The organism is Fuscovulum ytuae, assembly GCF_029953595.1.
In the GTDB taxonomy this organism is placed as follows: domain Bacteria; phylum Pseudomonadota; class Alphaproteobacteria; order Rhodobacterales; family Rhodobacteraceae; genus Paragemmobacter; species Paragemmobacter ytuae.
Genome location: NZ_CP124535.1, coordinates 1,529,872 through 1,555,696 on the forward strand (window position 1 = coordinate 1,529,872; position 25,825 = coordinate 1,555,696).

At 63.6% G+C, this 25,825-nt stretch carries 25 protein-coding genes; 10 read left to right on the top strand and 15 right to left on the bottom strand.

From position 1 onward, the window contains the following. Nucleotides 1-51 precede the first annotated feature (51 nt). From QF092_RS07330 to QF092_RS07345, 4 genes are all read right to left on the bottom strand, one after another. Nucleotides 52-468, bottom strand: coding sequence for a hypothetical protein (locus QF092_RS07330; RefSeq protein ID WP_281469023.1), 417 nt, complete (start codon nucleotides 466-468; stop codon nucleotides 52-54). Nucleotides 469-591: 123 nt separating this feature from the next. Beyond that, nucleotides 592-729 carry a hypothetical protein gene (locus tag QF092_RS07335; protein ID WP_281469024.1) on the bottom strand — a complete coding sequence of 46 codons (138 nt, stop codon included), beginning with the start codon at nucleotides 727-729 and terminating at the stop codon, nucleotides 592-594. Nucleotides 730-943: 214 nt separating this feature from the next. After that, entirely contained in the window at nucleotides 944-1,375 is a 432-nt protein-coding gene (locus tag QF092_RS07340) for a DUF6497 family protein (RefSeq protein WP_281469025.1), read from the bottom strand. Between the two features lie 7 nt (nucleotides 1,376-1,382). Next, the gene (locus tag QF092_RS07345; protein ID WP_281469026.1) at nucleotides 1,383-2,915 is read right to left on the bottom strand and encodes an acyl-CoA carboxylase subunit beta; all 1,533 of its coding nucleotides are present in this window, start codon (nucleotides 2,913-2,915) and stop codon (nucleotides 1,383-1,385) included. A 297-nt stretch (nucleotides 2,916-3,212) separates the two neighbouring features. On the opposite strand from QF092_RS07345, the gene QF092_RS07350 reads away from it, so the two are divergent. The 3 genes from QF092_RS07350 (at nucleotide 3,213) to QF092_RS07360 (ending at nucleotide 6,304) form a co-directional block, all read left to right on the top strand. Continuing rightward, nucleotides 3,213-3,566, top strand: coding sequence for a DMT family protein (locus QF092_RS07350; RefSeq protein WP_281469027.1), 354 nt, complete (start codon nucleotides 3,213-3,215; stop codon nucleotides 3,564-3,566). A 79-nt stretch (nucleotides 3,567-3,645) separates the two neighbouring features. Next, entirely contained in the window at nucleotides 3,646-4,857 is a 1,212-nt protein-coding gene (locus tag QF092_RS07355; protein WP_281469028.1) for a multidrug effflux MFS transporter, read from the top strand. 49 nt (nucleotides 4,858-4,906) lie between these two features. Then, the gene (locus tag QF092_RS07360) at nucleotides 4,907-6,304 is read left to right on the top strand and encodes a helix-turn-helix domain-containing protein (protein ID WP_281469029.1); all 1,398 of its coding nucleotides are present in this window, start codon (nucleotides 4,907-4,909) and stop codon (nucleotides 6,302-6,304) included. 70 nt (nucleotides 6,305-6,374) lie between these two features. Here QF092_RS07360 and QF092_RS07365 read toward each other — a convergent pair whose 3' ends face one another. The 6 genes from QF092_RS07365 to betI all read right to left on the bottom strand — a co-directional run bounded on the left by QF092_RS07365 (nucleotide 6,375) and on the right by betI (nucleotide 12,141). Next, nucleotides 6,375-6,611: an HP1242/YdcH family protein gene (locus QF092_RS07365; RefSeq protein WP_281469030.1), complete on the bottom strand. Its 237-nt coding sequence runs from the start codon at nucleotides 6,609-6,611 to the stop codon at nucleotides 6,375-6,377. 75 nt (nucleotides 6,612-6,686) lie between these two features. Beyond that, nucleotides 6,687-7,349, bottom strand: a complete 663-nt coding sequence (locus QF092_RS07370; protein ID WP_281469031.1) for a thermonuclease family protein — start codon at nucleotides 7,347-7,349, stop codon at nucleotides 6,687-6,689. Nucleotides 7,350-7,430: 81 nt separating this feature from the next. Beyond that, on the bottom strand, nucleotides 7,431-9,089 hold the full coding sequence (gene betA / locus QF092_RS07375) for a choline dehydrogenase (RefSeq protein WP_281469032.1): 1,659 nt from the start codon (nucleotides 9,087-9,089) through the stop codon (nucleotides 7,431-7,433). Between the two features lie 16 nt (nucleotides 9,090-9,105). Further along, on the bottom strand, nucleotides 9,106-10,119 hold the full coding sequence (locus QF092_RS07380; RefSeq protein ID WP_281469033.1) for a threonine ammonia-lyase: 1,014 nt from the start codon (nucleotides 10,117-10,119) through the stop codon (nucleotides 9,106-9,108). Further along, nucleotides 10,106-11,560 (bottom strand): betaine-aldehyde dehydrogenase, encoded by a 1,455-nt coding sequence (gene betB, locus QF092_RS07385; protein ID WP_281469034.1) that lies wholly within the window; start codon nucleotides 11,558-11,560, stop codon nucleotides 10,106-10,108. The genes QF092_RS07380 and betB overlap by 14 nt, the downstream gene beginning before the upstream one ends. Further along, the gene (gene betI, locus QF092_RS07390; RefSeq protein WP_281469035.1) at nucleotides 11,557-12,141 is read right to left on the bottom strand and encodes a transcriptional regulator BetI; all 585 of its coding nucleotides are present in this window, start codon (nucleotides 12,139-12,141) and stop codon (nucleotides 11,557-11,559) included. The genes betB and betI overlap by 4 nt, the downstream gene beginning before the upstream one ends. A gap of 92 nt (nucleotides 12,142-12,233) precedes the next feature. On the opposite strand from betI, the gene choX reads away from it, so the two are divergent. From choX to choV, 3 genes are all read left to right on the top strand, one after another. Then, complete coding sequence (gene choX / locus QF092_RS07395; protein WP_281469036.1) at nucleotides 12,234-13,160, top strand: choline ABC transporter substrate-binding protein; 927 nt, start codon at nucleotides 12,234-12,236, stop codon at nucleotides 13,158-13,160. Nucleotides 13,161-13,250: 90 nt separating this feature from the next. After that, nucleotides 13,251-14,087 (top strand): choline ABC transporter permease subunit, encoded by an 837-nt coding sequence (choW, locus tag QF092_RS07400; protein ID WP_281469830.1) that lies wholly within the window; start codon nucleotides 13,251-13,253, stop codon nucleotides 14,085-14,087. A 5-nt stretch (nucleotides 14,088-14,092) separates the two neighbouring features. Continuing rightward, on the top strand, nucleotides 14,093-15,142 hold the full coding sequence (gene choV / locus QF092_RS07405) for a choline ABC transporter ATP-binding protein (protein ID WP_281469832.1): 1,050 nt from the start codon (nucleotides 14,093-14,095) through the stop codon (nucleotides 15,140-15,142). Between the two features lie 9 nt (nucleotides 15,143-15,151). On the opposite strand, the gene QF092_RS07410 is transcribed toward choV, so the two are convergent. The 3 genes from QF092_RS07410 to dprA form a co-directional block, all read right to left on the bottom strand. Further along, nucleotides 15,152-15,754, bottom strand: a complete 603-nt coding sequence (locus QF092_RS07410; RefSeq protein WP_281469037.1) for a hypothetical protein — start codon at nucleotides 15,752-15,754, stop codon at nucleotides 15,152-15,154. A gap of 72 nt (nucleotides 15,755-15,826) precedes the next feature. Then, nucleotides 15,827-18,412, bottom strand: a complete 2,586-nt coding sequence (topA, locus tag QF092_RS07415; protein WP_281469038.1) for a type I DNA topoisomerase — start codon at nucleotides 18,410-18,412, stop codon at nucleotides 15,827-15,829. Between the two features lie 340 nt (nucleotides 18,413-18,752). Next, nucleotides 18,753-19,919, bottom strand: coding sequence for a DNA-processing protein DprA (dprA, locus tag QF092_RS07420; protein ID WP_281469039.1), 1,167 nt, complete (start codon nucleotides 19,917-19,919; stop codon nucleotides 18,753-18,755). A gap of 200 nt (nucleotides 19,920-20,119) precedes the next feature. On the opposite strand from dprA, the gene QF092_RS07425 reads away from it, so the two are divergent. The 4 genes from QF092_RS07425 to QF092_RS07440 all read left to right on the top strand — a co-directional run bounded on the left by QF092_RS07425 (nucleotide 20,120) and on the right by QF092_RS07440 (nucleotide 23,403). Further along, nucleotides 20,120-21,397 (top strand): 4-aminobutyrate--2-oxoglutarate transaminase, encoded by a 1,278-nt coding sequence (locus QF092_RS07425; protein WP_281469040.1) that lies wholly within the window; start codon nucleotides 20,120-20,122, stop codon nucleotides 21,395-21,397. Between the two features lie 125 nt (nucleotides 21,398-21,522). Next, nucleotides 21,523-22,260, top strand: coding sequence for an energy-coupling factor ABC transporter ATP-binding protein (locus tag QF092_RS07430; RefSeq protein ID WP_281469041.1), 738 nt, complete (start codon nucleotides 21,523-21,525; stop codon nucleotides 22,258-22,260). Continuing rightward, entirely contained in the window at nucleotides 22,235-22,834 is a 600-nt protein-coding gene (locus QF092_RS07435; protein WP_281469042.1) for an energy-coupling factor transporter transmembrane component T family protein, read from the top strand. The genes QF092_RS07430 and QF092_RS07435 overlap by 26 nt, the downstream gene beginning before the upstream one ends. Before the next feature lie 26 nt (nucleotides 22,835-22,860). Further along, nucleotides 22,861-23,403, top strand: a complete 543-nt coding sequence (locus QF092_RS07440) for a biotin transporter BioY (RefSeq protein ID WP_281469043.1) — start codon at nucleotides 22,861-22,863, stop codon at nucleotides 23,401-23,403. 29 nt (nucleotides 23,404-23,432) lie between these two features. Here QF092_RS07440 and QF092_RS07445 read toward each other — a convergent pair whose 3' ends face one another. Together QF092_RS07445 and QF092_RS07450 are read right to left on the bottom strand one after the other, a co-directional pair. After that, nucleotides 23,433-24,533, bottom strand: coding sequence for an acetyl-CoA C-acyltransferase (locus QF092_RS07445; RefSeq protein ID WP_281469044.1), 1,101 nt, complete (start codon nucleotides 24,531-24,533; stop codon nucleotides 23,433-23,435). A 61-nt stretch (nucleotides 24,534-24,594) separates the two neighbouring features. Continuing rightward, complete coding sequence (locus QF092_RS07450; RefSeq protein WP_281469045.1) at nucleotides 24,595-25,824, bottom strand: AMP-binding protein; 1,230 nt, start codon at nucleotides 25,822-25,824, stop codon at nucleotides 24,595-24,597. Nucleotide 25,825 lies beyond the last annotated feature (1 nt).

A 25,825-nucleotide genomic window follows, 5' to 3' on the forward strand; every position in this document is an offset into this window, starting at 1 on the left:
TCAGCTGTGCAAAACCCTGCCAGAACTTCGGGACGATCGGCGAATGCATGCCTACCTCTCATCCTCGTCGTCGTAGTCGTCGATCAAATCATCGTCATCAAAGCCGAAATCCGGTGCGTCAGGCGCAAAGACCTCGGGGAAGGCCGCCTCGGCGCGCTTGCGGTCGATCCTGAGAAGCGCGTCGTAAGAGCAGGGATCGAACGGGTCTTCCGCAGGCACCACCTCGCGCCCGAAAAGCCAGCTTAGCCGTCCCGCATCCAGATTGCCGCGTTCGAAGGGTTCTTCCCCGAACTGCGCCCAAAGCGCCGCCATGAAGCCCTGATCGGCCATCCGGTCGGCATGTTTGCGGTCCTTGAACCGTTCTCGGCGAACGATCTTTGTCGCCCCGTCCTTCTTGTTGGCGCGGCGGATGGTGAACTGGAAATCTGTGCCGGGAAGGCGGCCCGGAAAGCCGCGATGTTTCAGCATGGTTTGCCCCTTTCGATGCCAAGGGGCGCGTCATGGCGGATCGGCCGCCCGGCGTCAAACCAGAGGCCAGACAGAATAAGGGCGGGCCGAGGCGCATCCGCCCCGAAGGCCCGCCCAGATTCCTTACTTGTATTTGCCGGTATACGTGGGCTCGACCGAAACCGGCTCCTGAACGTAAACGACTTCTTCTTCCTTGGCGGCGCAAGCCGCGACAAAGGCGACCATGCAAAGTGCCAGCAGGGTCTTGGTGCTCTTCGACATCCTCTACTCCTATGTTCTTGGAGGGTCGGGTCGGACGACAAGCCGTCCGCCCGCCCTCGATGCGAGGCATAGGCCGCTTGGGTTCGGCCTGATGGCACCTTAGCGGAAAAAACCGATAAAGGACACGCAGACCAAGCCAAGTTGTCGGCCTGTGGCACAGCTACATCAGGCAAGGCCAAGCCGGCAAGAGTCTTGAAGGCGGCATAGGCGGACATCAGAACATCTCCCATTGGCACGCGCCGTCTTCGATCCGGAAGGACTCGAAGTACTGCACCGCATCCGGGGCCGCCTCACCAAAGGGCACAGGCACGTCAGAAATTGAGATGACGATCTGCGCCGGTTTCGGCCCGAACTCTGCCACCCGCGGCAGGGCAAAGCTGTCGCAAAGCTGCTGAAGGTCCTCGCTCGCCGCCTCGAAACCCAAACCGCCCCCCGGCGCGACGGCCTCTGAGACAAAGCGAAACCGCAGCGTCATCCCCTCGGGCCCCGGTACGTTCCAGATCACGTCCTGCAGCACCGCCTCATGCCCCGATTGCAGGGTCACGACGACACCCGCCCCCTCCATGACCTGCGGTCCCTCTTGCGCAAGGGACGGCAGCGCCAAAAGCGCAGCACAGGCCAAGGTCAGGAGCGGGCGGTGCATCATCTGGCCTTCAGAGCGGGATGTTGTCGTGCTTTTTCCAGGGATTTTCCTGCCGCTTGTTGCGCAGGCTGGCAAAGGCCCGTGCCACCCGGCGGCGGGTCGAATGGGGCATGATCACTTCGTCGATGAAACCCTTCTCGGCGGCCACGAAAGGATTGGCGAAGCGGTCCTCGTAATCCTTCACCCGCGCGGCGATCTTGTCCTTGTCGGACAATTCGCTGCGATAAAGGATTTCGACTGCCCCTTTCGCCCCCATCACCGCCACCTCGGCTGTGGGCCAAGCATAGTTGAAATCGCCCCGCAGGTGTTTGGACGACATCACGACATAGGCCCCGCCATAGGTCTTGCGCGTCAGCACGGTCACCTTCGGCACCGTCGCCTCGCCATAGGCAAACAGAAGCTTTGCCCCATGCTTGATGACACCGCCATATTCCTGACTGGTGCCCGGCAGGAAGCCCGGCACATCGACAAGCGTCAGGATCGGGATTTCGAAAGCGTCGCAGAACCGCACGAAACGGGCGGCCTTGCGGCTGGCGTCGATATCAAGGCAACCGGCCAGAACCATCGGCTGGTTCGCCACCACGCCCACCGTCTGCCCTTCAAGCCGGACGAAACCGGTGATGATATTGCCCGCGAATTCCTTCTGGATCTCGAAGAAATCGCCCTCATCGGCGATCTTCAGGATCAGTTCCTTCATGTCATAGGGCTGGTTCGGATTGTCCGGCACCAGCGTATCCAATGACATCTCCACCCGATCGGGCGCGTCGAAGAAGGGGCGCACCGGTGCCTTCTCGCGGTTGTTCAGCGGCAGGAAATCGAAAAGCCGCCGCGTTTCCGCGATCAGTTCCACGTCGTTTTCATAGGCGCCATCGGCGACAGAGGACTTCTTGGTATGGGTCGAAGCCCCGCCCAATTCCTCGGCGGTGACATGTTCGTTGGTCACCGTCTTCACCACGTCGGGGCCGGTGACGAACATGTAGGAACTGTCCTTCACCATGAAGATGAAGTCGGTCATCGCGGGCGAATAGACCGCGCCGCCTGCGCAAGGCCCCATGATCAGCGAAATCTGCGGCACCACGCCGGATGCCATGATGTTGCGCTGGAACACCTCGCCATAAGCGGCCAGAGACGACACGCCTTCCTGAATCCGCGCCCCGCCGGAATCGTTCATCCCGATCACCGGCGCGCCATTCTGGATCGCCATATCCATGATCTTGCAGATCTTGGCCGCATGGGTTTCCGACACCGACCCACCCAGCACGGTGAAATCCTGCGAAAAGACATAGACCATGCGGCCGTTTATTGTGCCCCAGCCCGTCACCACGCCGTCGCCGGGATGTTTCGTCTCTTCCATCCCGAAATCGGTGCAGCGATGCTGCACGAACATATCGAATTCCTCGAAGCTGCCCTCGTCCAGCAGCAATTCGATCCGCTCACGCGCGGTCAGCTTGCCCTTGGCGTGCTGCGCCTCGACCCGGCGCGCACCGCCCCCGGCACGGGCCACGGCACGGCGGTCTTCCAGTTCTTGCAGGATATCCTTCATCGGCGCTCTCCCCCCGAATTTCGCGGGACCATAGCGGGGCGGGCGGCCTGCTCCAAAGGGAGTCTGGCATATTTGCAAAGTATTGGCAGAATAGTTCAAGCAAAACGCAAATCCGCAAACCTCTCGCCTTTTCGCAAGCGCGAAACTACAACCCGCCCGAACGCCTGCCAATACGAACGAAGCCCTTCATTTTTTGTCGAAAAATATCCTCGGGTGGGTCCGGGAGGGCAGACAGCCCTCGGCGGGCATCCACCGGGTCGAACCCTTCACGAAAAAGCGCACCCACAGTAGGCCAACATGTCGCAGCTTCCCGTCCCCGTTGTCACGATCGGTCTTCTTCTGGCCTCCAACATCTTCATGACCTTCGCATGGTATGGGCATCTGAAGTTCAAGTCCGCCTCGCTCGTCCTTGTGATCCTTGCCAGCTGGCTGATCGCGCTGCCCGAATACGCGCTTCAGGTGCCTGCGAACCGCTTCGGTCACGGCCATTTCTCAGCCGCCGAATTGAAGACAATCCAAGAGGTCATCACCCTGACGGTCTTTGCCGTCTTTTCGGTACTTTACCTGAAAGAACCGCTGGGCTGGAACCATGCACTGGGATTTGCCTTCATCGCCTTGGGGGCTTTCTTCATCTTCCATAAATGGGGATAATCCGCACAGATCCTCGCACAGGCGCTTGTGCATCCCTGCCATGGACTTCCGCGCCGCGCGGGCGTAGCGCTGGCGCATCATGACCGCTACCCGTTTCCTTGATCGGCGCACACCGCCGCATATCGCGACCCTGATCCTTATGGCGGGGCTGTCGGCGCTGACCATGAATATTTTCCTGCCCTCGCTTCCGGGCATGGCAGAATGGTTCGACGTGCCCTACGCCTTGATGCAGCTTTCCGTGGCGCTTTACCTCGCGCTATCGGCGGTGCTTCAGATCGTGATCGGCCCGGTGTCCGACCGCTATGGTCGGCGCAAGGTCTTGCTCGTGTCGCTGGTGCTGTTCCTTTTGGCCACCATCGGCACGTTGCTGGCCCCCGATGCGACGACCTTCCTCGTCTTTCGCATGGCGCAGGCCGTGATCGCGGCGGGCATGGTGCTGTCGCGCGCTGTGGTGCGGGATATGGTGCCGGATGCACAAGCCGCCAGCATGATCGGCTATGTCACCATGGGGATGTCGATCGTGCCGATGATCGGCCCTGTCATTGGCGGCGTGCTGGATGAACAGTTCGGCTGGCAAGCGAATTTCGCCCTGCTTCTGATCCTTGGCGTTGCGACCCTCATCCTCATCTGGGCCGATCTGGGCGAAACGGCCACGCCGCGCCGGATCACGCTGATGGATCAGATCCGCACCTATCCGGGACTGCTGACGTCACGCCGCTTCTGGGGCTATGTGGGCTGCGCCAGTTTCACCTCGGGCTCCTTCTTCGCCTATCTCGGCGGGGCGCCTTATGTGGGGAATGTGGTCTTCGGCCTGTCATCCTCCGAGGTGGGCCTTCTCTTTGCCATCACCGCCGTGGGCTATGCGGCAGGCAATTTCATCGCAGGTCGCTTTTCCGTCCGGGTTGGAATGAACCGCATGGTGCTGTGGGGCACGCTTGTCTGCATTGGGGGCCTTGGGTCGCTGACACTGGTCACCCTAGCCGGGGTACATTCTCCTTACGTCTTTTTCGGCTTCACGCTCGCGCTTGGTCTTGGCAACGGGATGACGCTGCCCAATGCCAATGCTGGCATGCTGTCGATCAAGCCCGAGCTTGCCGGAACGGCTTCAGGTCTTGGCGGCGCGATCCAGATCGGGGGCGGCGCGGCGCTGGCCGCGCTTGCAGGGACGCTTTTGACTGAAGGCGCCACAGAGATGCCACTCGTCCTTCTGATGCTCGCCTCCTCGGTGCTGGCGCTGTTCTCAATCCTTGCGGTGATCCGGCGGGCAAGGGCTCTTGGCCTCTCCTCTTGACGCGCCCCTTTTGCAAAGCCGATAACCGGCTTTGCAAACGGAGGTCGCGATGCCCACCCAGAAACTCTATGCCGGGGCCAAGCTGCGCGAAATTCGCGCGCGCCTCTCGCTGACGCAAAAATCCTTTGCCGACAAACTGGGCGTGTCCCTGCCCTATCTGAACCAGATGGAGAACAACCACCGTCCCGTCTCGGCCGCCGTGGTGCTGGCCTTGGCACAGGAATTCGGGCTGGATGTGACCGAACTGACGGTTGGGGAATCCGAGCGCCTTGTGTCCGACATGCGTGAGGCGTTGGCCGACCCCGTCTTTGCCCAGACAACACCGCCCTTGGCGGACCTGCGGTTGGCGGCCTCGAACGCCCCCGCGCTTGCCCGCGCCTTTCTTGATCTGCACCGCGCCTATCGGCAAAGCCACGAACGCCTTGCGTCACTGGATGAGGCGCTGGGGCGCGAGGATGCCTCGCTTCGCCCAAGCCCATGGGAAGAGGTGCGGGATTTCTTCCACTATTGCGACAATTACATCGACGCCGTGGACCGCGCGGCGGAACATTTCGCCGCCCCCGGCGGGCTGCGGGCCGACATTACCCGCGCGGCAACCACCGCGCTTGAAAAGCGCGGCATCACATTGGCCTTCACCGATCAGACCGAAACCCGCCGCTATGATCCGGCGACCAAGCGGCTGACCCTCTCCAACCGCACCGCCGCCCCGACCCAGCGCTTTCAACTCCTGCTGCAGGTGGCGCTTCTGACCCAGAATGACCTGATCGAGGCGACGCTGGACCTTGCCCGTTTCGCCACACCCGAGGCGCGCGATATCGCCAAGATTGGCCTTGCCAATTACTTCGCAGGTGCGGCCCTTCTGCCCTATCGTGCCTTTCAGGCGGCAGCACTGGAAACGAGGCATGATCTGGAACGGCTGGCCGATCTTTTCGGCGCCTCCATCGAACAGGTGGCGCATCGCCTGTCCACCCTGCAACGGCCCGGCGCGAAGGGCATCCCCTTCTTCTTCGTGCGCGTCGATCAAGCCGGCACGATCACCAAACGCCATTCTGCCACCCGCCTGCAATTTGCCCGTTTTGGCGGGGCCTGCCCCCTGTGGAACGTGCACCGCGCCTTTGAAACGCCGGGGCAGTTCCTGCGGCAGTTGGCCGAAACCCCCGACGGCGTGCGTTACCTTTGCCTTGCGCGGGATGTATCGAAACCCGGAGGTGCCTTCCTTGCGCCGGTCAAACGCTATGCCATCGGTCTGGGCTGCGAGGTGCAGCATGCGGCGCAACTCGTCTATGCCGATGGGCTGGACTTGAAGGGCCATTTCGAACCAATCGGCATTTCCTGTCGCATCTGCGAACGGCCCGCCTGCCATCAGCGGTCCGTCCCCCCGCTTGAACGGCGGTTGAAGGTGGACCCGGATCGGCGCGGCCTTCTGCCCTATGAGATCGCGGAATGACAAAAGGCCCCGGCGCTTGACCGGGGCCTAGGGGGAAACCCGCCCCGGCCTTGCGCCGGGGCGTCGGCCCTCATGCGGCAAGCTGCTTCCAGATCGCGTCCTTCAGACGCATCCGCTTTTGGCGCAGTTCGTTTTCATGTTCCGACGACAGCACCTCTACCCGTGTTTCAGCGCGATGCACGGCGCGGTTCACCTCGTGATATTCCTCGACCAACCGCGCGAAATGGGCATCGCTTGCTTTCAGGGCATGGATGGCCGCGGTCTTTTCGGGGAAATCCTCGTAAAGATCATGGGGCGTGTTCGACATGGGTCTTCTCCTTCGCGTCGTTTCATCCGTGACGCTAACCGACCCGCCCCCCCGCAACCTTGACCTTGGTCAAATTCAGCGCGCCGCGCGGCGAAAGCCTGCCGCCCGCGCCTCAGCCTCGGAGCAAAACCACCGCTCCCCCGCCGCTTCGTTGATCCGAGTCGCGTCGTAATCGGCCTGTCCGGGCAGGTGATAGATGCGCGTGCCGCTGCGACCGATATTGCCCTTGATCACGCATTCCCCTGTCGGCGGCGGCTGTTCCACGCGACCCTCTGCGCGATATTGTTCCGGCTGGATATAGGTCGAGGTCCAAAGTCCAACCCCCTCCCTGCGCGCCGCGGCCTCGGCATTCACATAGCGACCTGAATAGCGGCGATAGGCAATCGCCATGCCGTTCCGCACCACAAGCGCCGCCACATCCTGATCCCCGGCAAAGCAGATGGCCACGTTGCGACCATAGCGATCGATATCCTGCACGGCGCAGGTCAGACGCTGCCGCCCCACCGCACCCGCCAGCATGTCCCGCGCAGCCAAACCACAGGCCCAGACACGCCCATCCTGATCGCAGCGCTGATCCAGTTCCGGCGCGTCGATTCCGAACAGCCGCACCTTCTGCCCAGCGATTTCCAGCGTGTCGCCATCAATGACCCGCGCGCGACCCGCAAGCTCCGTCCCCCATGAGGGGAAGGGTACAGAAAGCACCGCAAGAACGAGAAGTGAACGAAGTGTTAACGCCATGCCCCGATTTCCGCTGCCGAGGCGCTGAAATCAAGGTTAACATTAACAATTGCTTAACTGACTAAGAACGAAGGCGGAACATCACCGCTGTGTCGTGCGCCAATTCGGGTTGATCCAAGGCTCCGCGTTCGACCGTGGCAAGGGCGTCCGGCCCAGAAGATGATCCGCGGCTTTCTCGCCCACCATGATCGACGGGGCGTTCAGGTTCCCGTTCGTCACCTGCGGGAAGATGGAACTGTCGGCCACGCGCAAGCCTTCCACCCCGATCACACGGCATTCGGGATCGACCACCGCCAAGGGATCATCCCGCCGCCCCATGCGCGCCGTGCCGCAGGGATGATAGGCGCTTTCCACATGTTCGCCGATGAAGGCATCCAGCTGCGCATCCGTCTGCACCGCAGCGCCGGGTTGGATTTCGTGCTTCACGTAACCTGCCATCGCCTCTTGCCCGAAAATCTCGCGCGTCAGGCGGATGCAGGTGCGAAAATCCTCCCAATCGCTGGGATGCGACATGTAGTTGAACAGGATCTTGGGCGCGTCCTTGGGATCGCCCGACCGCAATGTAACCGCACCCCGCGATTTCGACCGCATCGGCCCGACATGGGCCTGAAAGCCATGCCCTTCGGCGCTGGCCTTGCCGTCATAGCGCACGGCGATGGGCAGGAAATGATACTGGATATCGGGATACTCCACCCCCGGCTTCGACCGGATAAAGGCGCAGGCCTCGAACTGGTTCGACGCGCCAAGGCCTTTCTTGGTAAACAGCCACTGCGCGCCGATGACCGCCTTCCCCCAAAGGTTCCAGTATTTGTAAAGGGTGATGGGCTTTTTCGATGCGAATTGCAGGTAAAGTTCCAGATGGTCTTGCAGGTTCGCCCCCACACCGGGACGATCCGCCACCACCTCCACCCCATGCGCCCGCAGATGCGCGGCCGCCCCGATCCCGGACAACATCAGGATTTTCGGCGTGTTGATGGAGGACGCCGCCACCACAACCTCACGCGCGGCCGGGATCACCTCGATCTGGCCACCCCGTTCAACCTCCACCCCCACGGCCTTGCCATTCTCGATCACCACGCGGCGGGCGAAGGCGCGGATAACCTCGACATTCCCTTTCTTCATCGCGGGTTTCAGATAGGCACTGGCGGCGCTCCAACGCTGGCCATTATGGATCGTGGCCTCCATCGGCCCGAACCCTTCCTGCTGTTGCCCGTTATAATCGCGGGTCACAGGGTAGCCCGCCTGCTCACCCGCGCGGATAAAGGCCTCGAACAGCGGATTCTCGCGCGGCCCGCGAGAGATGTGCAGGGGCCCATTCGCCCCCCGCCAGGACGGATCACCCCCGTCATGCTGGCCATGCCAGCTTTCCATGCGCTGGAAATAGGGCAGCACATCCGCATAGGACCAGCCCTGCGCCCCCATCTCGGCCCATGTGTCGTAATCGCGGGCATGGCCGCGCACATAGACCATCCCGTTGATCGACGAAGACCCACCTATCACCTTGCCGCGCGGCGTGGCGAGCACGCGGCCCCCGAGATGCGGCTCGGGTTCGGTATGAAAGCCCCAATCATAACGCGACATGTTCATCGGATAGGACAGGGCGGCGGGCATCTGGATGAACGGCCCCGCATCGGTGCCGCCATGTTCGATGACGATCACGCGCGCGCCACCTTCGCCCAGACGATAGGCCATGGCCGATCCGGCCGACCCTGCGCCGATGATCACGAAATCCGCCTGCATATCCTAGGTCCTTCTCTTAGCCCTTCTCGCGCGCCGCCAGGGCAAGGCATTCGGCAAAGCGGTCAAAGGCGATATTCCCGCCCGAGGCGATGACCAGCACCACCTTGCCCGCCACCGGCATCGCCCCGGACAGCACCCCCGCCAGCGCCACCGCCCCTGACGGTTCCAGCACCAGCTTCAATTCCTCAAATGCGCGCCGCATGGCCTTCCTTACGGTGCCGTCATTCACCGCCAGCGCCTGCACCCCGCCGGCGTGACAGGCCGCAAAAGTCACCTCGCCCGGCATCGGTGCCTGAAGCGCATCGCAGATCGTGGGGCCACCCGGTGCCGCCACCCGGTCCTGCGCGCGCAAAGACCGACCCATGCCGTCATGCCCATCAGGCTCCACCCCCCAGATCGTGACATCAGGATGCGCCGCGCGCAGGGCCAGCGACACGCCGCCCAGAAGGCCACCCCCGCCAACAGGGCTTGCCACCACATCGGGCACCGCGCCCGCTTCGCCCATCTGGGCAAGGCATTCCAGACCCGTTGTCCCCTGCCCCGCCACCACCTCGGCGTCGTCGAACGGGTGCAAAAGCGTCAGCCCCCGCTTGGCCGCCAGATCGCGCGCCAGCGCCGCCGCGACCACCTCGCGCGGGGCATCGCCATGATGCGAAAGCACCACCTCTGCCCCCAGCGCCTCGGTCGCGCGGCGTTTGGTTTCGGGGGCGTCAACGGGCATGACGATGGTGACCGGCACCGAAAGCACGCGCCCCGCCGCCGCCAGCCCTTGCGCAAAATTCCCCGACGAAAAGGCCACCACACCCCGCGCCCGCGCCGCCTGATCCAGTTGCATCAACCGCCATAGCGCCCCGCGCAGCTTGAACGATCCGGTCCGCTGCAAGCCTTCCGCCTTTACGAATAGCCGCGCGGCCCCTGCCTCGGCCGCCAAGACGGGCGATTCCAGCAAGGGCGTCTCGCGCACATGATCGCGCAAGGCGGCATGGGCCTCGGCAATCCGTGCGGGCGAAGGCAGGTCAATAAGGGGCATCCACCGGCCCCATTCCGACATAGACCGACTTCACCTGCGTGTAATGTTCCACCGCCGCGCGTCCGTTTTCGCGCCCGACGCCAGACATTTTTGACCCGCCGAAAGGCCCCTCGACCGGCGTCAAATTATAGGCGTTGATCCAGCAGGTCCCCGCCTCCAACCCCGCGATCACCCGATGCGCCCGCGTCAGGTCGGCGGTGAAAACCCCCGCCGCCAGACCAAATTCTGTATCATTGGCCCGCGCGACAACTTCTTCCTCAGTTTCGAAATCCAGTACGGCCATGACCGGGCCGAACACCTCTTCCCGCGCCAGCGTCATGGCATCGGTCACATCGGCAAAGACCGTGGGCTGCACGAAGAACCCGGTGTTCAGCGCCGCCCTTTCCCCGCCGCAAACCAGCCGCGCGCCTTCGTCCTTCGCCTTTGCGATGTAACCCAACACTTTGTCCATCTGCGTGGCGGAAACCAAGGGCCCCATCTGCGTGGCGGGGTCCAAAGGATCTCCCAAACCAATCTTCGCCGTCCGCTCGGCCAAACGCGCAAGGAACCGCTCCTTGATCCCCTTCTGCACAAAGACGCGTGTGCCGTTGCTGCACACCTGCCCTGCGGAATAGAAATTCCCCAGCATGGCCGCACCCACCGCATCCTCGACCGAGGCATCGTCGAAAACGATCAAAGGCGACTTGCCGCCCAATTCCATCGTCACATGCCGTACACCATCTGCCGCTGCCGCATAGACCCGCCGCCCTGTGGGCACCGAACCCGTCAGCGACACCTTGGCCACGCGCGGATCGGTCACCAGCGCCGCGCCCACCGCGCCGCGCCCCTGCACCACGTTGAAAAGCCCTGCAGTTAGCCCCGCCTCGATCAGAATCTCGGCCAGTTTCAATGCACCAAGCGGCGTCACCTCGGACGGTTTGAACACCATCGCATTGCCAAGGGCCAAGGCTGGGGCCGCCTTCCAGCAGGCGATCTGGCTGGGATAGTTCCAGGCGCCGATGCCCACGCAGACGCCCAAAGGTTCACGGATCGTGTAGACGAAATCCCGCCCCAAGGGGATCGTCTCACCCGTCACAGTGGGGGCAAGCCCCGCAAACCATTCCAGACTGTCCGCCCCGCTGGGCCAGTCGGCCACCAGCGTCTCTTGAATGGGCTTGCCGGTATCCAGCGTTTCAAGCCGCGCGAGGTCATCGCCACGATCCCGTATAATATCTGCCGCACGGCGCAGGATGCGCGCCCGCTCCACTGGTTTCATCGCCGCCCATACGCCTTGCGCGCGCTTGGCCGAGGCGACGGCCCGTTCCACCACGGCAGGCGTCGCCTCATGAACCACGGCAATCACCTCGCCTGTGGCGGGATAGATCACCTCGATCGGCGCACCGGCCTTATCCTCGACATAGCTGCCATCGACGAAATGGCTGGCGACAGGCTGCGCGATCATGCGATCTTTCCCTTCAATTGAGCATTCAGATAATCCAGCGCCATCTGCACAGCCGCGCCTGCATCGGGCGGCCCGGATTTCAGCACCTCGCGGATGTAAAGCCCGTCGATCAGCGCGCCGAGGCCTTCGGCCACCTCGACCGCCCGAGGACCCGCCAAAGGCCGCAGGCAGGCAAGAAGGTTGGACCTCAACCGCCCCTGATAGATGGCCAAAAGCCGCTTTGCCTCGGGCACCGTCTGGGCAAGGACGTAAAAGTTCAGCCACGCCCCCACCACCTCGCGCCGGAAGTTCCCGGCGCTAAAGCTTGCGGCAAGAATAGCGCGCAGCCGCGCCTCTGGCCCTTCCGCCACGGCCAGCGCCCCGCGCACCTCTGCCCCATAAAGCGTCAGGACATGGCGCATGGCCGCAAGGAACATATCTTCCTTCGACCCGAAATAATGATGCGCCAAGGCGCTCGACATGCCGGCGCGCTTGGCGATCTGGCTTACCGTGACGTCCAAAGATCCCACACGCCCGATCTCGCTGATCGTTGCTTTGACCAGCGCCGCCTTTCGGATAGGCTCCATTCCAAGCTTCGGCATGTTCGGTGCGGCCCCTAGAAAATACTTGCCAAACCGAATAAGCGTGAAGTCTATTGACTCGTCAATCAACAAAAACCGACAGGGAGACTGCCATGTTGAAATCCACCCTCCTCGCCAGCGTCGCAACGCTCGCGCTGGCTGGTGCCGTTGCCGCCGAAGGCTGCGACGAGATTGTGTTTTCGGATGTGGGCTGGACGGACATCACCGCCACCACCGCCGCCACGACCCTGATCCTCGAAGCGCTGGGGTATGAGACGGAAACCAAAGTCCTTTCGGTGCCCGTCACCTATACCGGTCTGGCCGAAGGCGATATCGACGTGTTCCTTGGCAACTGGATGCCTTCGATGGAGGCCGACATCGCCCCCTATCGCGATGCGGGCACGGTCGACACCGTCCGCGCCAATCTGGAAGGCGCGAAATACACGCTGGCCACCAATGAACACGGCGCGTCTCTCGGCATCACCGATTTCGCCAATATCAAAGACCAGAAAGACGCGCTTGGTGCGGAAATCTACGGTATCGAACCGGGCAATGACGGCAACCGTCTGGTGCTTGAAGCGATCAATAGCCCCGATTTCGGCATGGACGGGTTCGAACTGGTCGAATCCTCGGAACAGGGCATGCTCGCCGAAGTGGCCAGCAAGACCGAAGCCGGCGAACCCATCGTCTTCCTCGCTTGGGAACCCCATCCGATGAACGCGAATTTCAAGCTGACCTATCTGACCGGGGGCGACGCGCTTTTTGGGCCTGATTTCGGTGGCGCGACGATCTTCACCAACACCCGCAAAGGCTATGTCGCGGAATGCCCGAACACGGGCAAGCTGCTCCAAAACCTCGTCTTCTCCCTGCCGATGGAGAATGAGATCATGGGCGCCATCCTGAATGACGGCGCGGATCCCAGCGATGCCGCCAAGGCATGGCTTGCCGCCAACCCCACCGCGTGGGAGCCGTGGCTGGACGGCGTGACCACCAAGGATGGCGGCGACGCCAAGGCTGCCGTCGCGGCCGCGCTGCAATAAACCGCATCACTCTGCGGCGACCCCCGGGGGCTTCGCGCCCCCGGACCCCCGCGGAGTATTTCCGCCAAGATGAAGGGGGGCTTGCTTCGGATGGAGTGGCTGACCGATTACAAGATCCCGGTGGGCAAGACGGCGAAGGCCGCCTTCGACTGGATGAACAGCCATCTTGGCCCCCTGTTCGACGCGATCTCGGTCGTGATGGAGGCGATGATCGACGGCATCCTTTGGGTGCTGCAAACGCCCCACCCTATGGTCATCATTGCGGCCTTCATCGGGCTGACATGGTATCTGCAGCGGTCTTGGAAGGTCTGCCTTGGGGTTTTCTTCGGGTTTCTGTTTATCCTGAACCAAGGCTATTGGGAGGAAACGACCGAAAGCCTGACCCTTATCCTTGCCGCCTGTGTCGTCTGCATGGGGGTTGGCGTGCCCATCGGCATCGCCGCCGCGCATCGCCCGCGGCTTTACCGCGCCATGGTGCCGGTGCTTGACCTGATGCAGACGCTGCCCACCTTCGTCTATCTGATCCCGGCCATCGTTTTCTTCGGCCTTGGCATGGTGCCGGGTCTGATTGCCACGGTGATCTTCGTCCTGCCCGCGCCGATCCGCCTGACCCATCTGGGGATTTCGACCACGCCGCAGGCCCTTTTGGAGGCCGCGACCGCCTTTGGCGCCACCCCCCGACAAAGGTTGTGGAAGGTGGAACTGCCTTGGGCGCTGCCGCAGATCATGGCGGGGCTGAACCAGACGATCATGCTGTCGCTGTCCATGGTGGTGATCGCCGCGCTTGTGGGCGCGAATGGCCTTGGCGTGCCGGTCATCCGGGCGCTGAATTCCGTCAACACCTCGCTTGGTTTTGAATCCGGCTTCATCATCGTGGTGGTCGCCATCCTTCTGGATCGCATGCTGCGGATCGGAGATCAGAAATGACCCGCATGTCAGCGCCACAGGAGACCGCAGGTCTTGCCGTGCGGTTCGACAATGTCTCTATCGTTTTTGGCGATGCGCCCGGCCGCGCCCTGCCCCTGATGGATGACGGAAAATCGCGGGCCGAGGTGCAGAATGCCACCGGGCAGGTGCTGGGGGTGCATGATTGCTCGCTCGACGTGGCCGAAGGCGAAATCCTTGTCCTCATGGGCCTGTCGGGATCGGGGAAATCCACCCTGCTGCGCGCGGTGAATGCCCTTAACCCTGTCTGCCGGGGTGCGGTCTGGGTCTGCGACGGCAACGGGCTTGTCGATGTCACCCATGCCGATGCCGATACGCTGCGCCGCATCCGGTTGACCCGTGTCGCGATGGTGTTCCAACAATTTGGCCTTCTGCCTTGGCGCACGGTGCGCGAAAATGTGGGGCTTGGTCTTGAACTGGGCGGCATGTCACCTGCCGAACGGCGCGACCGGGTGGATACCCAGCTTGAACTCGTGAACCTGTCGCAATGGGCCGACCGCAAGGTGGGCGAACTGTCCGGCGGCATGCAGCAGCGCGTGGGCCTAGCCCGCGCCTTTGCCACCGAGGCCCCGATCCTGCTGATGGATGAACCCTTTTCGGCGCTGGACCCCCTGATCCGTGCGCGTTTGCAGGATGAACTTCTCGACCTGCAAGCCACGCTGAAACGCACCATCATCTTCGTCAGCCACGATCTGGACGAGGCCTTCAAGATCGGCAACCGCATTGCCCTGATGGAGGGCGGCCGCATCGTCCAATGCGGCACGGCACGCCAGATCATCGCTAACCCGGTGTCGGATTACGTTGCCGATTTCGTGGCGCATATGAACCCGCTGGGCGTTCTGACCGCGCGCGATGTGATGGCGGCGGGGGCAACCGCGCAAGGCCGTGCGGTGGATGCCGAAACCCCCGTCCGCGCGGTGATGGAGATGCTGCGTGATGGTGCTTCAGACCTGACCGTGACCGAAGCCGGCCACCCCATCGGGGCCATCCGCGCTGCCGATGTCATGGCCCGGCTGATCAATCCGCGCGGGGCATGACGGTCAGGGTCAATTGGGCTGACGCGCGAATTCAACCGCGCCGAAATCGCCTGACAGATCGCGCAAGGTCATCACGCCGTCATCGATATAGTCCAACATCCAGCAAGCATCCGCCGCCGGATCATCGCCATAGCGGTAAAGGTTGATCACCATCCCCTGATGGATCGTGCCATCCGCGCAGGCATCGCCGACCGACATCATGAAGCGATCCTGTTCCTCATCCATCAGGAACTCGGTCCAGTCCATCCCATAGATGCCGATGGTGAATGGATTTTCCTCGCCCACCGGGCGCCAGTCGCCCTGCATGAATTGAAGGTTTCCCTCATAAAGATCATCCGTCACCCGCGTGACTGAGGTCAAGGAAAGCGCCGCCGAGGAATCTCCGATGTCGGACAGGAGCCCCTGCACATCAACCGCCGCCAACATGGGCAGATCGGCCAACATCTCGGCCCCCTGATCCGTGGCCACGAAAAGATCAAAACCCGCCGCGTTCAGAAAGCAGCCCTCATCGCCACAGGCGATAAAATAGCCGCGCCCTTCATATGTCTCTTGTCCAAAGGCCAAGAGGGGAAACAGGCCCAGCAGACCCGCCATAACGAACAACCCACGCACCACGCACACTCCACACACGAACCTGCGCCGTGGATAACAGGCCGCGCCGCTTTTGTCGCCTGTCCGAAAGCGCTAGTTTTTGGCCTTGGCCACCGCCTTTGCCTTTACCGCCGACTTGGGCTTGGCCGCAGCCTTAGGCTTGGCGCTCTTGGCGGCGGCCTTTGGCTTGCCCGCCTTCTTGCCGCCGGCCTTGCCCGCTTTTTCCGCAATCAAAACCAGCGCCTCGTCCAAAGAGATCGCCTCCGGCTCCACCCCTTTGGGCAGCGTCGCGTTCACTTTGGCCCATTTCACATAAGGCCCGTATTTTCCGGGCATGACCTGAACTTCGCCGCCATCGGGATGGTCGCCCAACACCCGCAATGGCCCAGCTGGGGCTGCCGACCCGCGCCCGCGCGTGGCCTTTTGGGCCAGAACCTCTACCGCGCGGTTCATCCCGATGGTGAAAACCTCTTCCACATCGGGAATATTGGCATAGACCGTCCCATGTTTCACATAAGGCCCGAACCGCCCGATCCCCGCCTCGACCAGGACGCCATCCGCCGGATGCGGCCCGATCGGACGGGGCAGATTCAAAAGTTGCAGCCCACGTTCCAGCGTCATGCTTTCCGGCGACCACCCTTTGGGCAGGCTGGCGCGCGGCGGTTTCGGGTTGGCCTCGCTCGCCTCGCCCTTCTGAACATAGGGGCCAAAGCGCCCGGCGCGCAGGCTGATCGGCTGGCCATCCTCGTCTTGACCCAAGACTGTGCCATCGGCCGAAATCGCGCCGCCCTCCTCCCCGCCGCCGATGGGGCGGGTATAGCGGCATTCGGGATAATTCCCGCAGCCAATGAAGGCCCCACCCGACCGTGCCGTCTTCAAATGCAGCCGCCCGTTGCCGCAAACGGGGCAGGATCGGGGATCAGACCCATCCGCCCGCGCCGGATAAAGATGCGGGGCCAGAAACTCATCAATCTTTTCAAGCACCTCGCCGATCCGCAGATCGGCGGTTTCCGCGATGGCCGCACTGAAATCCCGCCAGAAGCGCGACAGAACCTCCTTGTAATCCCGCTCGCCCGCCGAAACGTCATCCAGTTGCGTTTCAAGATCGGCGGTGAAGTCGAAATCGACATAGCGACGGAAATAGTTGGTCAGAAAGGCCGTCACCAACCGCCCTTTATCTTCGGGGATCAGGCGGTTCTTGTCCTTGCGCACATACTCGCGGTCCTGAATCGTGCCGATGATGCTGGCATAGGTTGAAGGGCGGCCGATCCCCAACTCCTCCATCCGCTTCACCAGTGTCGCTTCGGTATAGCGCGGCGGGGGCTGGGTGAAATGCTGCTCCGGGCTGACCCCGCGCTTATCAACCGCCTCGCCCTGCATCACCTGCGGCAGGCGGCCCTCATCCTCATCCTCGTCATCGCGGCCTTCGTCATAGACGGCAAGAAAGCCGTCAAACAGCACCACCTGCCCCGTCGCGCGCAAGAGGACCTCGCCATCCGCGCTGCCCACATCAACCGAGGTGCGTTCCAGCCGCGCCGCCGCCATCTGGCTCGCGATGGTCCGCTTCCAGATCAGTTCGTAAAGCTTCTTCTGATCCGGCTCGGCAAGGCGCAGCTTTTCCGGCCCCGCTGACATGTCGGTGGGCCGGATGCATTCATGCGCCTCTTGCGCATTCTTGGCCTTGTTTTTGTACATGCGGGGGCTTTCCGGCACGTAATTCGCCCCGAAACGACGCTTGATCTCATCCCGCGCGGCCATCACCGCCTCGGGCGCCATGTCGATGCCGTCGGTCCGCATATAGGTGATGTGACCCGCCTCATAGAGGCGCTGCGCCGCGCTCATGGTGGCCTTCGCGCCCATGCCGTATTTTCGGCTCGCCTCTTGCTGAAGGGTCGATGTCATGAAGGGGGCAAAGGGGTTTCGGCTGGCAGGCTTCGCCTCAACCGCCTTGACCGTCAATGTTCGCGAAGTGACAGCTTTTACCGCCAACTCGGCCGCTTCGGCCGTGGGAATGTCGAATTTTGACAGTTTCTTCCCGCCCAGAACCGTCAGCGTGGCTTCGAATTCCTGCCCCCGCGGCGTGGCCAGAACGGCCTTCACCGTCCAGTATTCCTGCGCGCGGAAGGCCTCGATCTCCATCTCGCGTTCGACGATCAGACGCAGACAGACGGATTGCACGCGCCCCGCCGATTTCGCCCCCGGCAGTTTGCGCCACAAGACGGGCGACAGGGTAAAGCCCACCAGATAGTCCAACGCGCGGCGGGCCAGATAGGCCTCGACCAACGCCTCATCCACCTCGCGCGGCTCCTTCATCGCCTTGGTAACGGCATCCTTCGTGATGGCGTTGAAGGTCACACGGGCAACCTTCTTGCCCTTCTTGATGGAAGAGGCGAGCGCTTCTTTCAGATGCCAGGAAATCGCCTCGCCCTCGCGATCCGGGTCGGTGGCAAGGATCAGCGTATCGTCGGATTTCAACGCCTCGGCGATGGCGCGGACATGCTTCTTCGATTCTGCCGCAACCTCCCATTCCATGCGGAAATCCTGTTCGGGATCGACAGATCCGTCCTTGGGCGGCAGGTCCCGCACATGGCCGTAAGACGCCAGAACCGTGAAATCGGAACCCAAATATTTGTTGATCGTCTTCGCCTTGGCAGGGCTTTCCACAACGACGACAGCCATCAATTTTCCTTCCAAAGGGCCCCGGACAACAGCGCGGCAACATGTGGGCGAAGCGCCATGCTTGTCAATGCAGCCAGATGCACGCCCCCAAATGCCGCCCTCGCCCCCCCCTCTATCTTCCCCCCACAATCCGAACAATCGCCATCAAAGGCCGATCCTCGCCCCATTTTTCTGTCGGGAAATATCCACAAGGGGTGAATTGGCCGCAGGCAAAGAGGGGACGCGCGCATCCCCTGACGGCAGAGCCAAAGCGCCGCAGGCGCACAGGTGATCGGAAAGGCCTGCGCAGCCCCATCCGGGGCCGTGTTCACCGCAATCACCGTTGCAACCGCAGCGCGGTTCAGGCCCGCGACAACATCCCCCCCGGCTGCCGTAGGACCTGCCCCTCCATCTCCAGCGCGACCAGACCACGCGCCACCGCCTCGGCTGGCAGGCCAAGGTCGCGAATCAACTGATCCTCTGCCACCGGGCATGGCCCCAGTCGGGTCAGAATTTGCCCATGCAGCGCCGCCATATCCGCCAAGGGACGCCGGGGCGGAACGGGGCCGGGCAGGTCGCCACCCGGCGGGGCGGGCATATCTTCGATCACATCCGCCTCATCGACCGCCTCCTCAAGATGCCCGGTCACCGCTGCCAACCCCTCCAGCACATCCGACACTTGCCGCACCAGAACCGCCCCGTCCCGGATGAGCAAATTGCACCCCGCGGCGCGCGCATCGAACGGGTGTCCCGGAACGGCCATCACCTCGCGCCCCATATCCAACGCATCCCGCGCCGTGATCAGCGACCCGGACCGCGCCGCCGCCTCCACCACCACTACCGCCCGCGCCATCCCGGCGATGATCCGATTGCGCAGCGGAAAATGCCGGGCCTGCGGCACCAGTCCCATCGGCTGTTCCGACACCAGACAGCCACCCTCAGACAAACGCGCGGCAAGCGCGGCATTTTCTTCGGGGTAGACGACATCAACCCCCCCGGCCATCACAGCAACCGTCCCGGTTGGCAGCGCCGCCTCATGCGCCTCGGCGTCGATGCCGCGCGCCAGCCCCGACACCACCACCTGCCCCGCCGCACCCAGCCCCTGCGCCAGCCGCCTTGCCATCCGCAACCCCAGCGATGACGCATTCCGCGCACCGACCAGCGCCACCATGGACCGTGCCAGCCATGACGGATCGCCGCGCACCCACAAAAAGGGCGGCGCATCAGGTAATTGCGCCAGAAGAGCGGGATAAAGCCCGTCGCCGGGTACCACCATTCGCGCGCCGGCAAGCCGCGCCTGCGCCATCTCATGACGCGCTACCTCGACCGGGCAGGGGGAATACTCTTCCACCCCTGCCGCCCGCGCCACATCTGGCAGCGCGGCCAGCGCCGCCGCAACCGATCCATGCTCTGCCACCAGCCTGTGATAAGTCACCGCCCCCACCCGTCGGGATCGGATCAGTCGCAACCGATCAACAGGGTCCGCCGCATGGGCATCGCAGGGGGCCGGGATCGAAAAATCACGCATCACACCACACCTTCTGTTGTGCAGTCTTTGATGTTGCGGCCCAAAGTTTAACCTTGGGTGAATCGTCACGCGCCCCATCGCGCAATCCCGACGGATTTTCCCCTTGCTGCGTCGTCTTCCGCATTGAAGGCCAGCCTGAAGTTTGATCAAATACCGCACAAATTCGGGTCCGTTTCGGACCCCGTGGAATGGAGTTAGCCATGCAGAATGCCGAAGTCGCCCGCCGCCGGGATGAAGCCATTTCCCGCGGCGTGGGCATGATGACCCAGATTTATGCCGACCGCGCCCTGAATGCGGAGATCTGGGATATCGAGGGCAATCGTTATATCGACTTTGCCGCCGGGATCGCCGTGGTGAATACCGGCCATTGCCACCCCAAGGTCATGGCCGCCGTGACAGAACAGATGGGCCGCTTTACCCATACCTGCCATCAGGTTCTGCCCTATGAAAATTACATCCGTCTGGCCGAACGGCTGAACGCAGCCGTTCCCGGCGATTTCCAGAAGAAGACGATCTTCGTCACCACGGGCGCCGAGGCCTGTGAAAACGCCATCAAGATCGCCCGCATCGCCACGGGCCGCAATGCCGTCATCGCCTTTGGCGGCGGCTTCCATGGCCGGACCTTCATGGGCATGTCGCTGACCGGCAAGGTCGAACCGTACAAGAAGGGCTTCGGCGCGATGATGCCCGATGTCTTCCACGTGCCCTTCCCGATGGGGCCGCATGGGATCTCGACCGAAGATTCGATGAAAGGCATCGAAAAGCTGTTCAAGGCCGATCTCGACCCGGCCCGTGTCGCCGCCATCATCTTCGAACCCGTGCAGGGCGAAGGCGGCTTCTATGAGGCACCGACCGACCTTGTCCGTGCCATCCGCGCGCTTTGCGACAAGCATGGCATCGTGATGATCGCGGATGAGGTGCAGACAGGCTTCGCCCGCACCGGCAACCTCTTTGCCATGCAGATGCATGGCGTGGCCGCCGACCTGACCACGATGGCCAAGGGCCTTGCCGGCGGCCTGCCGCTCGCGGCCGTGACCGGCAAGGCCGAACTGATGGATGCCGCCAATCCCGGCGGTCTGGGCGGCACCTATGCGGGCAACCCCTTGGGCATCGCAGCAAGCCATGCCGTCCTTGACGTGATCGAGGAAGAACAGCTTTGCGCCCGCGCCAATGAACTCGGCTCGCGGCTGAAGCAGCGGTTAGAGGCGATCCGCTCCACCACCCCGGAAATCGTGGATATCCGCGGTCCCGGCTTCATGGTGGCCGTCGAATTCGCCAATCCCGGCAACAAGGAACCCGATGCGGGCTTCACCGGCCGCGTTCGGATGGAGGCGCTGAAGCGCGGGCTGATCCTCTTGACCTGCGGCGTCTATGGCAATGTGATCCGCTTCCTTGCGCCGATCACCATTCCTGACGCGCATTTCGCCGAAGCAATGGATATCCTTGAAGAGGCCGTCGCGGCTGCTCGTCAGGGCTGATGTCGCAGGGGGCTGTCTGCCCCCTTCGACGCGTCACGCCTCCCCCCCCGAGGATATTTGAAGACAGAAAATGAATAGGGTCGTTTCTTCTGGAACGGCCCTTTTCCTTGGGCTAATCGCAAGGAATGTCAGGGTCCGTTGAACATAAGGAAAGCGGCATCGTCCTGCGGGGCGCGGGCTTTGCCATTCGGGGCACAGCCATCCTGTCCGGGCTTGATCTTGCCCTGACCGAAAGGCGCATCGGCATCCTTGGGCGGAACGGGTCGGGCAAGACCACGCTTCTGCGGCTTCTGGCCGGGCTGATCGCGCCGACCTCTGGCACGGTAAAAGTGGACGGGATTGATCCCGCGCGCGACCGCAAGGCCATGCTGTCGAGGATCGGCATTCTGTTTCAGAACCCCGATCAGCAGATCCTATTTCCCACGGTGGTTGAGGAATTGGCCTTCGGCCTGCGCCAGCAGGGCCATGCCGATGCTGAGGCCCGCGCCCGCACAGCACTTGCCGCAGAGGGCCATGGCGATTGGGCAGACCGCCCCGTTTCCACACTGTCACAAGGGCAGCGGCAATGGCTCTGCCTGCTTTCGGTCCTGCTGATGCAGCCAGGTACGATCCTCTTGGATGAACCCTTCGCCGCGCTTGACCTGCCCACGGCCGCGCGGCTGTCGCGCCGCCTTGCCGCCCTGCCCCAGCGCCTGATCACAATCAGCCATGCCCCCGACGCCGTCGCCCAATGCGACCGTCTTCTTTGGCTGGAGGCTGGCCGCATCCGCGCCGACGGCCCGCCTGCCGAGGTGATTCCCGCCTTCACCGCCGAAATGGCGCGACTGGGAGAGGTTGATGCTGACCCTCACCTCCCCGGTTGAAACGCCGCTACATCGCTGGCCTGCGGCGGTGAAGCTTGGCGCGCTCTGCGCCCTGACCCTTGTCCTCTTCCAGATCGCTGATCCGCTGATCCTTCTTTCCGTTGCCACCGCGCTGGCGGCGCTGCATCTGGCGCTTGACCCGGCACTGGCCAAGGTGGCGCTGCGGCAGTTGCGTCCGCTCTGGCCGTTTATTCTTCTCCTCGCGCTTTGGCATGGCGTGACCGGGGATGTCGCCCAAGGTGCCACCATCGCGCTGCGCCTGATCACTGCTGTTGCGGCAGCAAACCTTGTCACCATGACGACGCGACTGTCGGACATGATGGCGGTTCTTGATCGGCTGACCGCACCGCTCGCCCGCATCGGCCTGCCCGCACGCCGTATCTCCTTGGCCGTGGCGCTGACTATCCGCTTCATCCCCGTCCTTGCCGACCGGATCGAGGACATCCGCAACGCATGGCGCGCCCGCGCCGCCCGCCCGCCGGGATGGCGCATCCTGATCCCCGCCGCCCTTGCCGCGCTGGATGAGGCCGATCATGTTGCCGAATCCTTGCGGGCACGTGGAGGCGCAGGATAAACCGCGCCTCAGCATAGGAGACCCGGATGGAACGCAGCCTCGCCCATATTGCCCTCTTTGCCGCGTTGATCGCGGTCTTGGGTTTTGTGCCGCAAATCATGCTGCCCTTCGGAGTGCCTATCACGGCGCAAAGCCTTGGCATCATGCTGTGTGGCACGGTGCTGGGCGCGAAACGCGGGGCACTGGCTGTGCTTTTGTTCCTTGCACTCGTTGCGCTTGGCCTGCCGCTTCTGTCCGGGGGGCGCGGGGGGCTTGGCGTTTTTGCCTCGCCGACCGTGGGCTTCCTGATCGGCTTTCCCGTCGCGGCTTTCGTCGCGGGTCTGGTGACAGAAAAGCTGCGCCTTGCCATTCTGCCAGCGGCAGCGATCGGGGCTTTCCTTGGCGGGGTCGTCGGCCTTTACGCCTTTGGCATTCCGGGTCTGGCGCTGATGCTGGATAAGTCGCTGTCCGAGGCTGCGCTGATGGTCACGGCTTTCCTGCCCGGCGATCTGATCAAGGTCGTCCTCGCCGCGCTGATCACCCAAGGTATTGCCCGGATGCGGCCCGACGCGCTCTTGTCGCGCAGCTGATCCCGATAGGATGGGCAAAACTGCCCATCCTACGCCGCAAACACCACCGCCGTTCCAATCCCTCCGGCCGAAGCAATGGCCGCCACGCCTGCGCCTTGCTGCAAATCATGAAACAGCCGCACCGCCAGAACTGCGCCCGATGCCCCGATCGGATGCCCCCGCGCCAGCGCCCCTCCCTTCCGGTTCACCCACGCAGGATCAAGCTCGGCCCCATCCACACAGGCGATGGCCTGCACGGCATAGGCCTCCATGATCTCCGCCAGCGTCAGATTCTGCGCCCGCAGACCGCAGGTCGCCAGCGCCTCTCCAATGGCGGCGATCGGGGCAAGACCCGGCTCCCATGGCACGCCCCCCCGCGTCACCCCGCCAGCAATCCGGCAGGCTCTCCCTGCCCTTGCCGCAACCCGTTCTGACACGACAAGGGCAAAGGCGGCCCCATCCGCCGCCACCGCTGCATTGGCCGCCGTCACCCTGCCAGCCACCACCGGTGCCCGCGCGGCCACTGCGACTGTCAGGTCGCGCGCAAAGACATCACGCGCTATCCCGTTCACCGGCACGATTTCGGCCGTCATATCCGCCGCACGCGCCTTGCGATGGCTTTCCACCGCCCAAGCATCGGCGCGGTCGCGCGATATCCCCAGCCGCGCGCCCAAGGCATCCGCCGCCACCGCCATCTCCGGGTCCCGCTCCGGCCATGGCGTGAAAGGGGCCTGAACATAGGGCGCAGCCGCCCCCGGCATCCGCCGCTCTGGCGCTTGGGAATAGCTTTCCACGCCCCCCGCAACGACCACCTCCGCCAGCCCCGCCATCACCATGGCCCGCGCCAGAAGCAGCGCATCAAGGCCCCCCGCGCATTGCCGATCCACCGTCAGCCCTGCCACCTTCTCTGGCAGCCCCGCCGCCAGCGCCACCCGACGCGCGACATTGCCACCCGGCCCGATGGCATTGGCGACGATCACCTCGTCCACTTCTTCCGGCGCCACACCCGCATCCGTCAAAAGCGCCCCGATCACTGGCGCGCCCAGCGCCTCAACGCTCAGGTCGCGAAAGGCCCCTCCGCGCGGCACCACCGCCGTCCGCCGTGCGGCAGTCACAAAGGCGCGCATGATCGCCCTCCAGATCTCTGCCATTCCCCTTCATCTTGGCCCAAATACTCAAAAATCGGTGCCACCCGCCCCACGGCCCAGCCCGTCATAGCCCTGCCTCCGCCGAAATCCGCGTGAGGTCGGCCTTGCCCGAGGCAAGCTCTGGCCAATCCGACCGCCAGATCACCGCACGCGGTGCTTTCAACGTGCCCAACCGCTCTCGTGCCGCGCGCAAGATCGCCGCCTCAGCCGCAGGGTCACCCTGCATCACAGCCACCAGAACATGCCCCCGCATCAGATCGGCGCGGGGCAACACGGCCACCCGCCGCACCCCCGGCAAACTCCCCAGAAAGGCCTCGATCTCTTCGGGAAAGACGTTCTGATCGGCTACGGTCAACATCCGCCCCGCCCGCCCGGCCAGATACAACTCTCCTCTTTCCATCCAGCCCATCTCGCCGACCGAAAGCCACCCGCCCCGGCGCAACGCGCCAAGTCCCTGCCCCCCGGCATAACGGTCGCAAAGATAAGGCGACCGCACCCAAACCTCGCCCAAACCGCCGGGTTTCAGCACCGCGCCATCCGCCGCCCGGATTTCAAGCCGAACGCCGGGATAGGGCCGCCCCACGCTGCCGGGAGCAGAGGCCGCATCCGTCAGGGTGATGAAACTCGCCTCCGCCGCGCCATAGAACTCCCGCACCGCCGCCCCAGGCGCGATGGCGCAAAGCGCCGCGCGCAGCCGATCATCCAGCTTCGACCCGCCCACCAGAACCAGCCGCAGATCGGGCAGCGAGTCACCGCCCGCTTCCATCATCAGCCGCAACTGCGCCGGGGTTGCATAAAGCACCTCGATGCCCCGCGCCCGTACCGCCGCGCCCTGCGCATCAGGGCGCAGCCCGGCCAGAAGATGCACCTCCGCTCCCAGACAGGCTCCCTCCAGCGCGCCATACAGCGACAGCGAATGCAGCATCCGCCCCGGCACGGCGATCCGCACCCCCGGCCCGATCCCGAAAAGGCGGGCATTGACGACAAAACTCGCCCACCAACTGCGCTGCTTGCGCCTGATACGCCGGGGCTGACCGGTAGAGCCAGAGGTGAGCGTTTCAAACATTGGACGCGCTCCCGGCGCGGGCGATGGCAGGTCGACAGCCCCGATCCGAAAGGGCAATCCCGCCGCCCCCCGCGCCAGCGCCAAGACCAGCGCCGTGCCGCAAGGCTGATCGGGGATCACCGCCGGGGCTGCGGCGTCGACCAAAGGCACCTCCCCTCCCTCCGGCCCGAAGAGGCGCGCCAAGGGATGCGGACGGAACCGATCCGGGATCGCCGCCGCCCGCGCCATG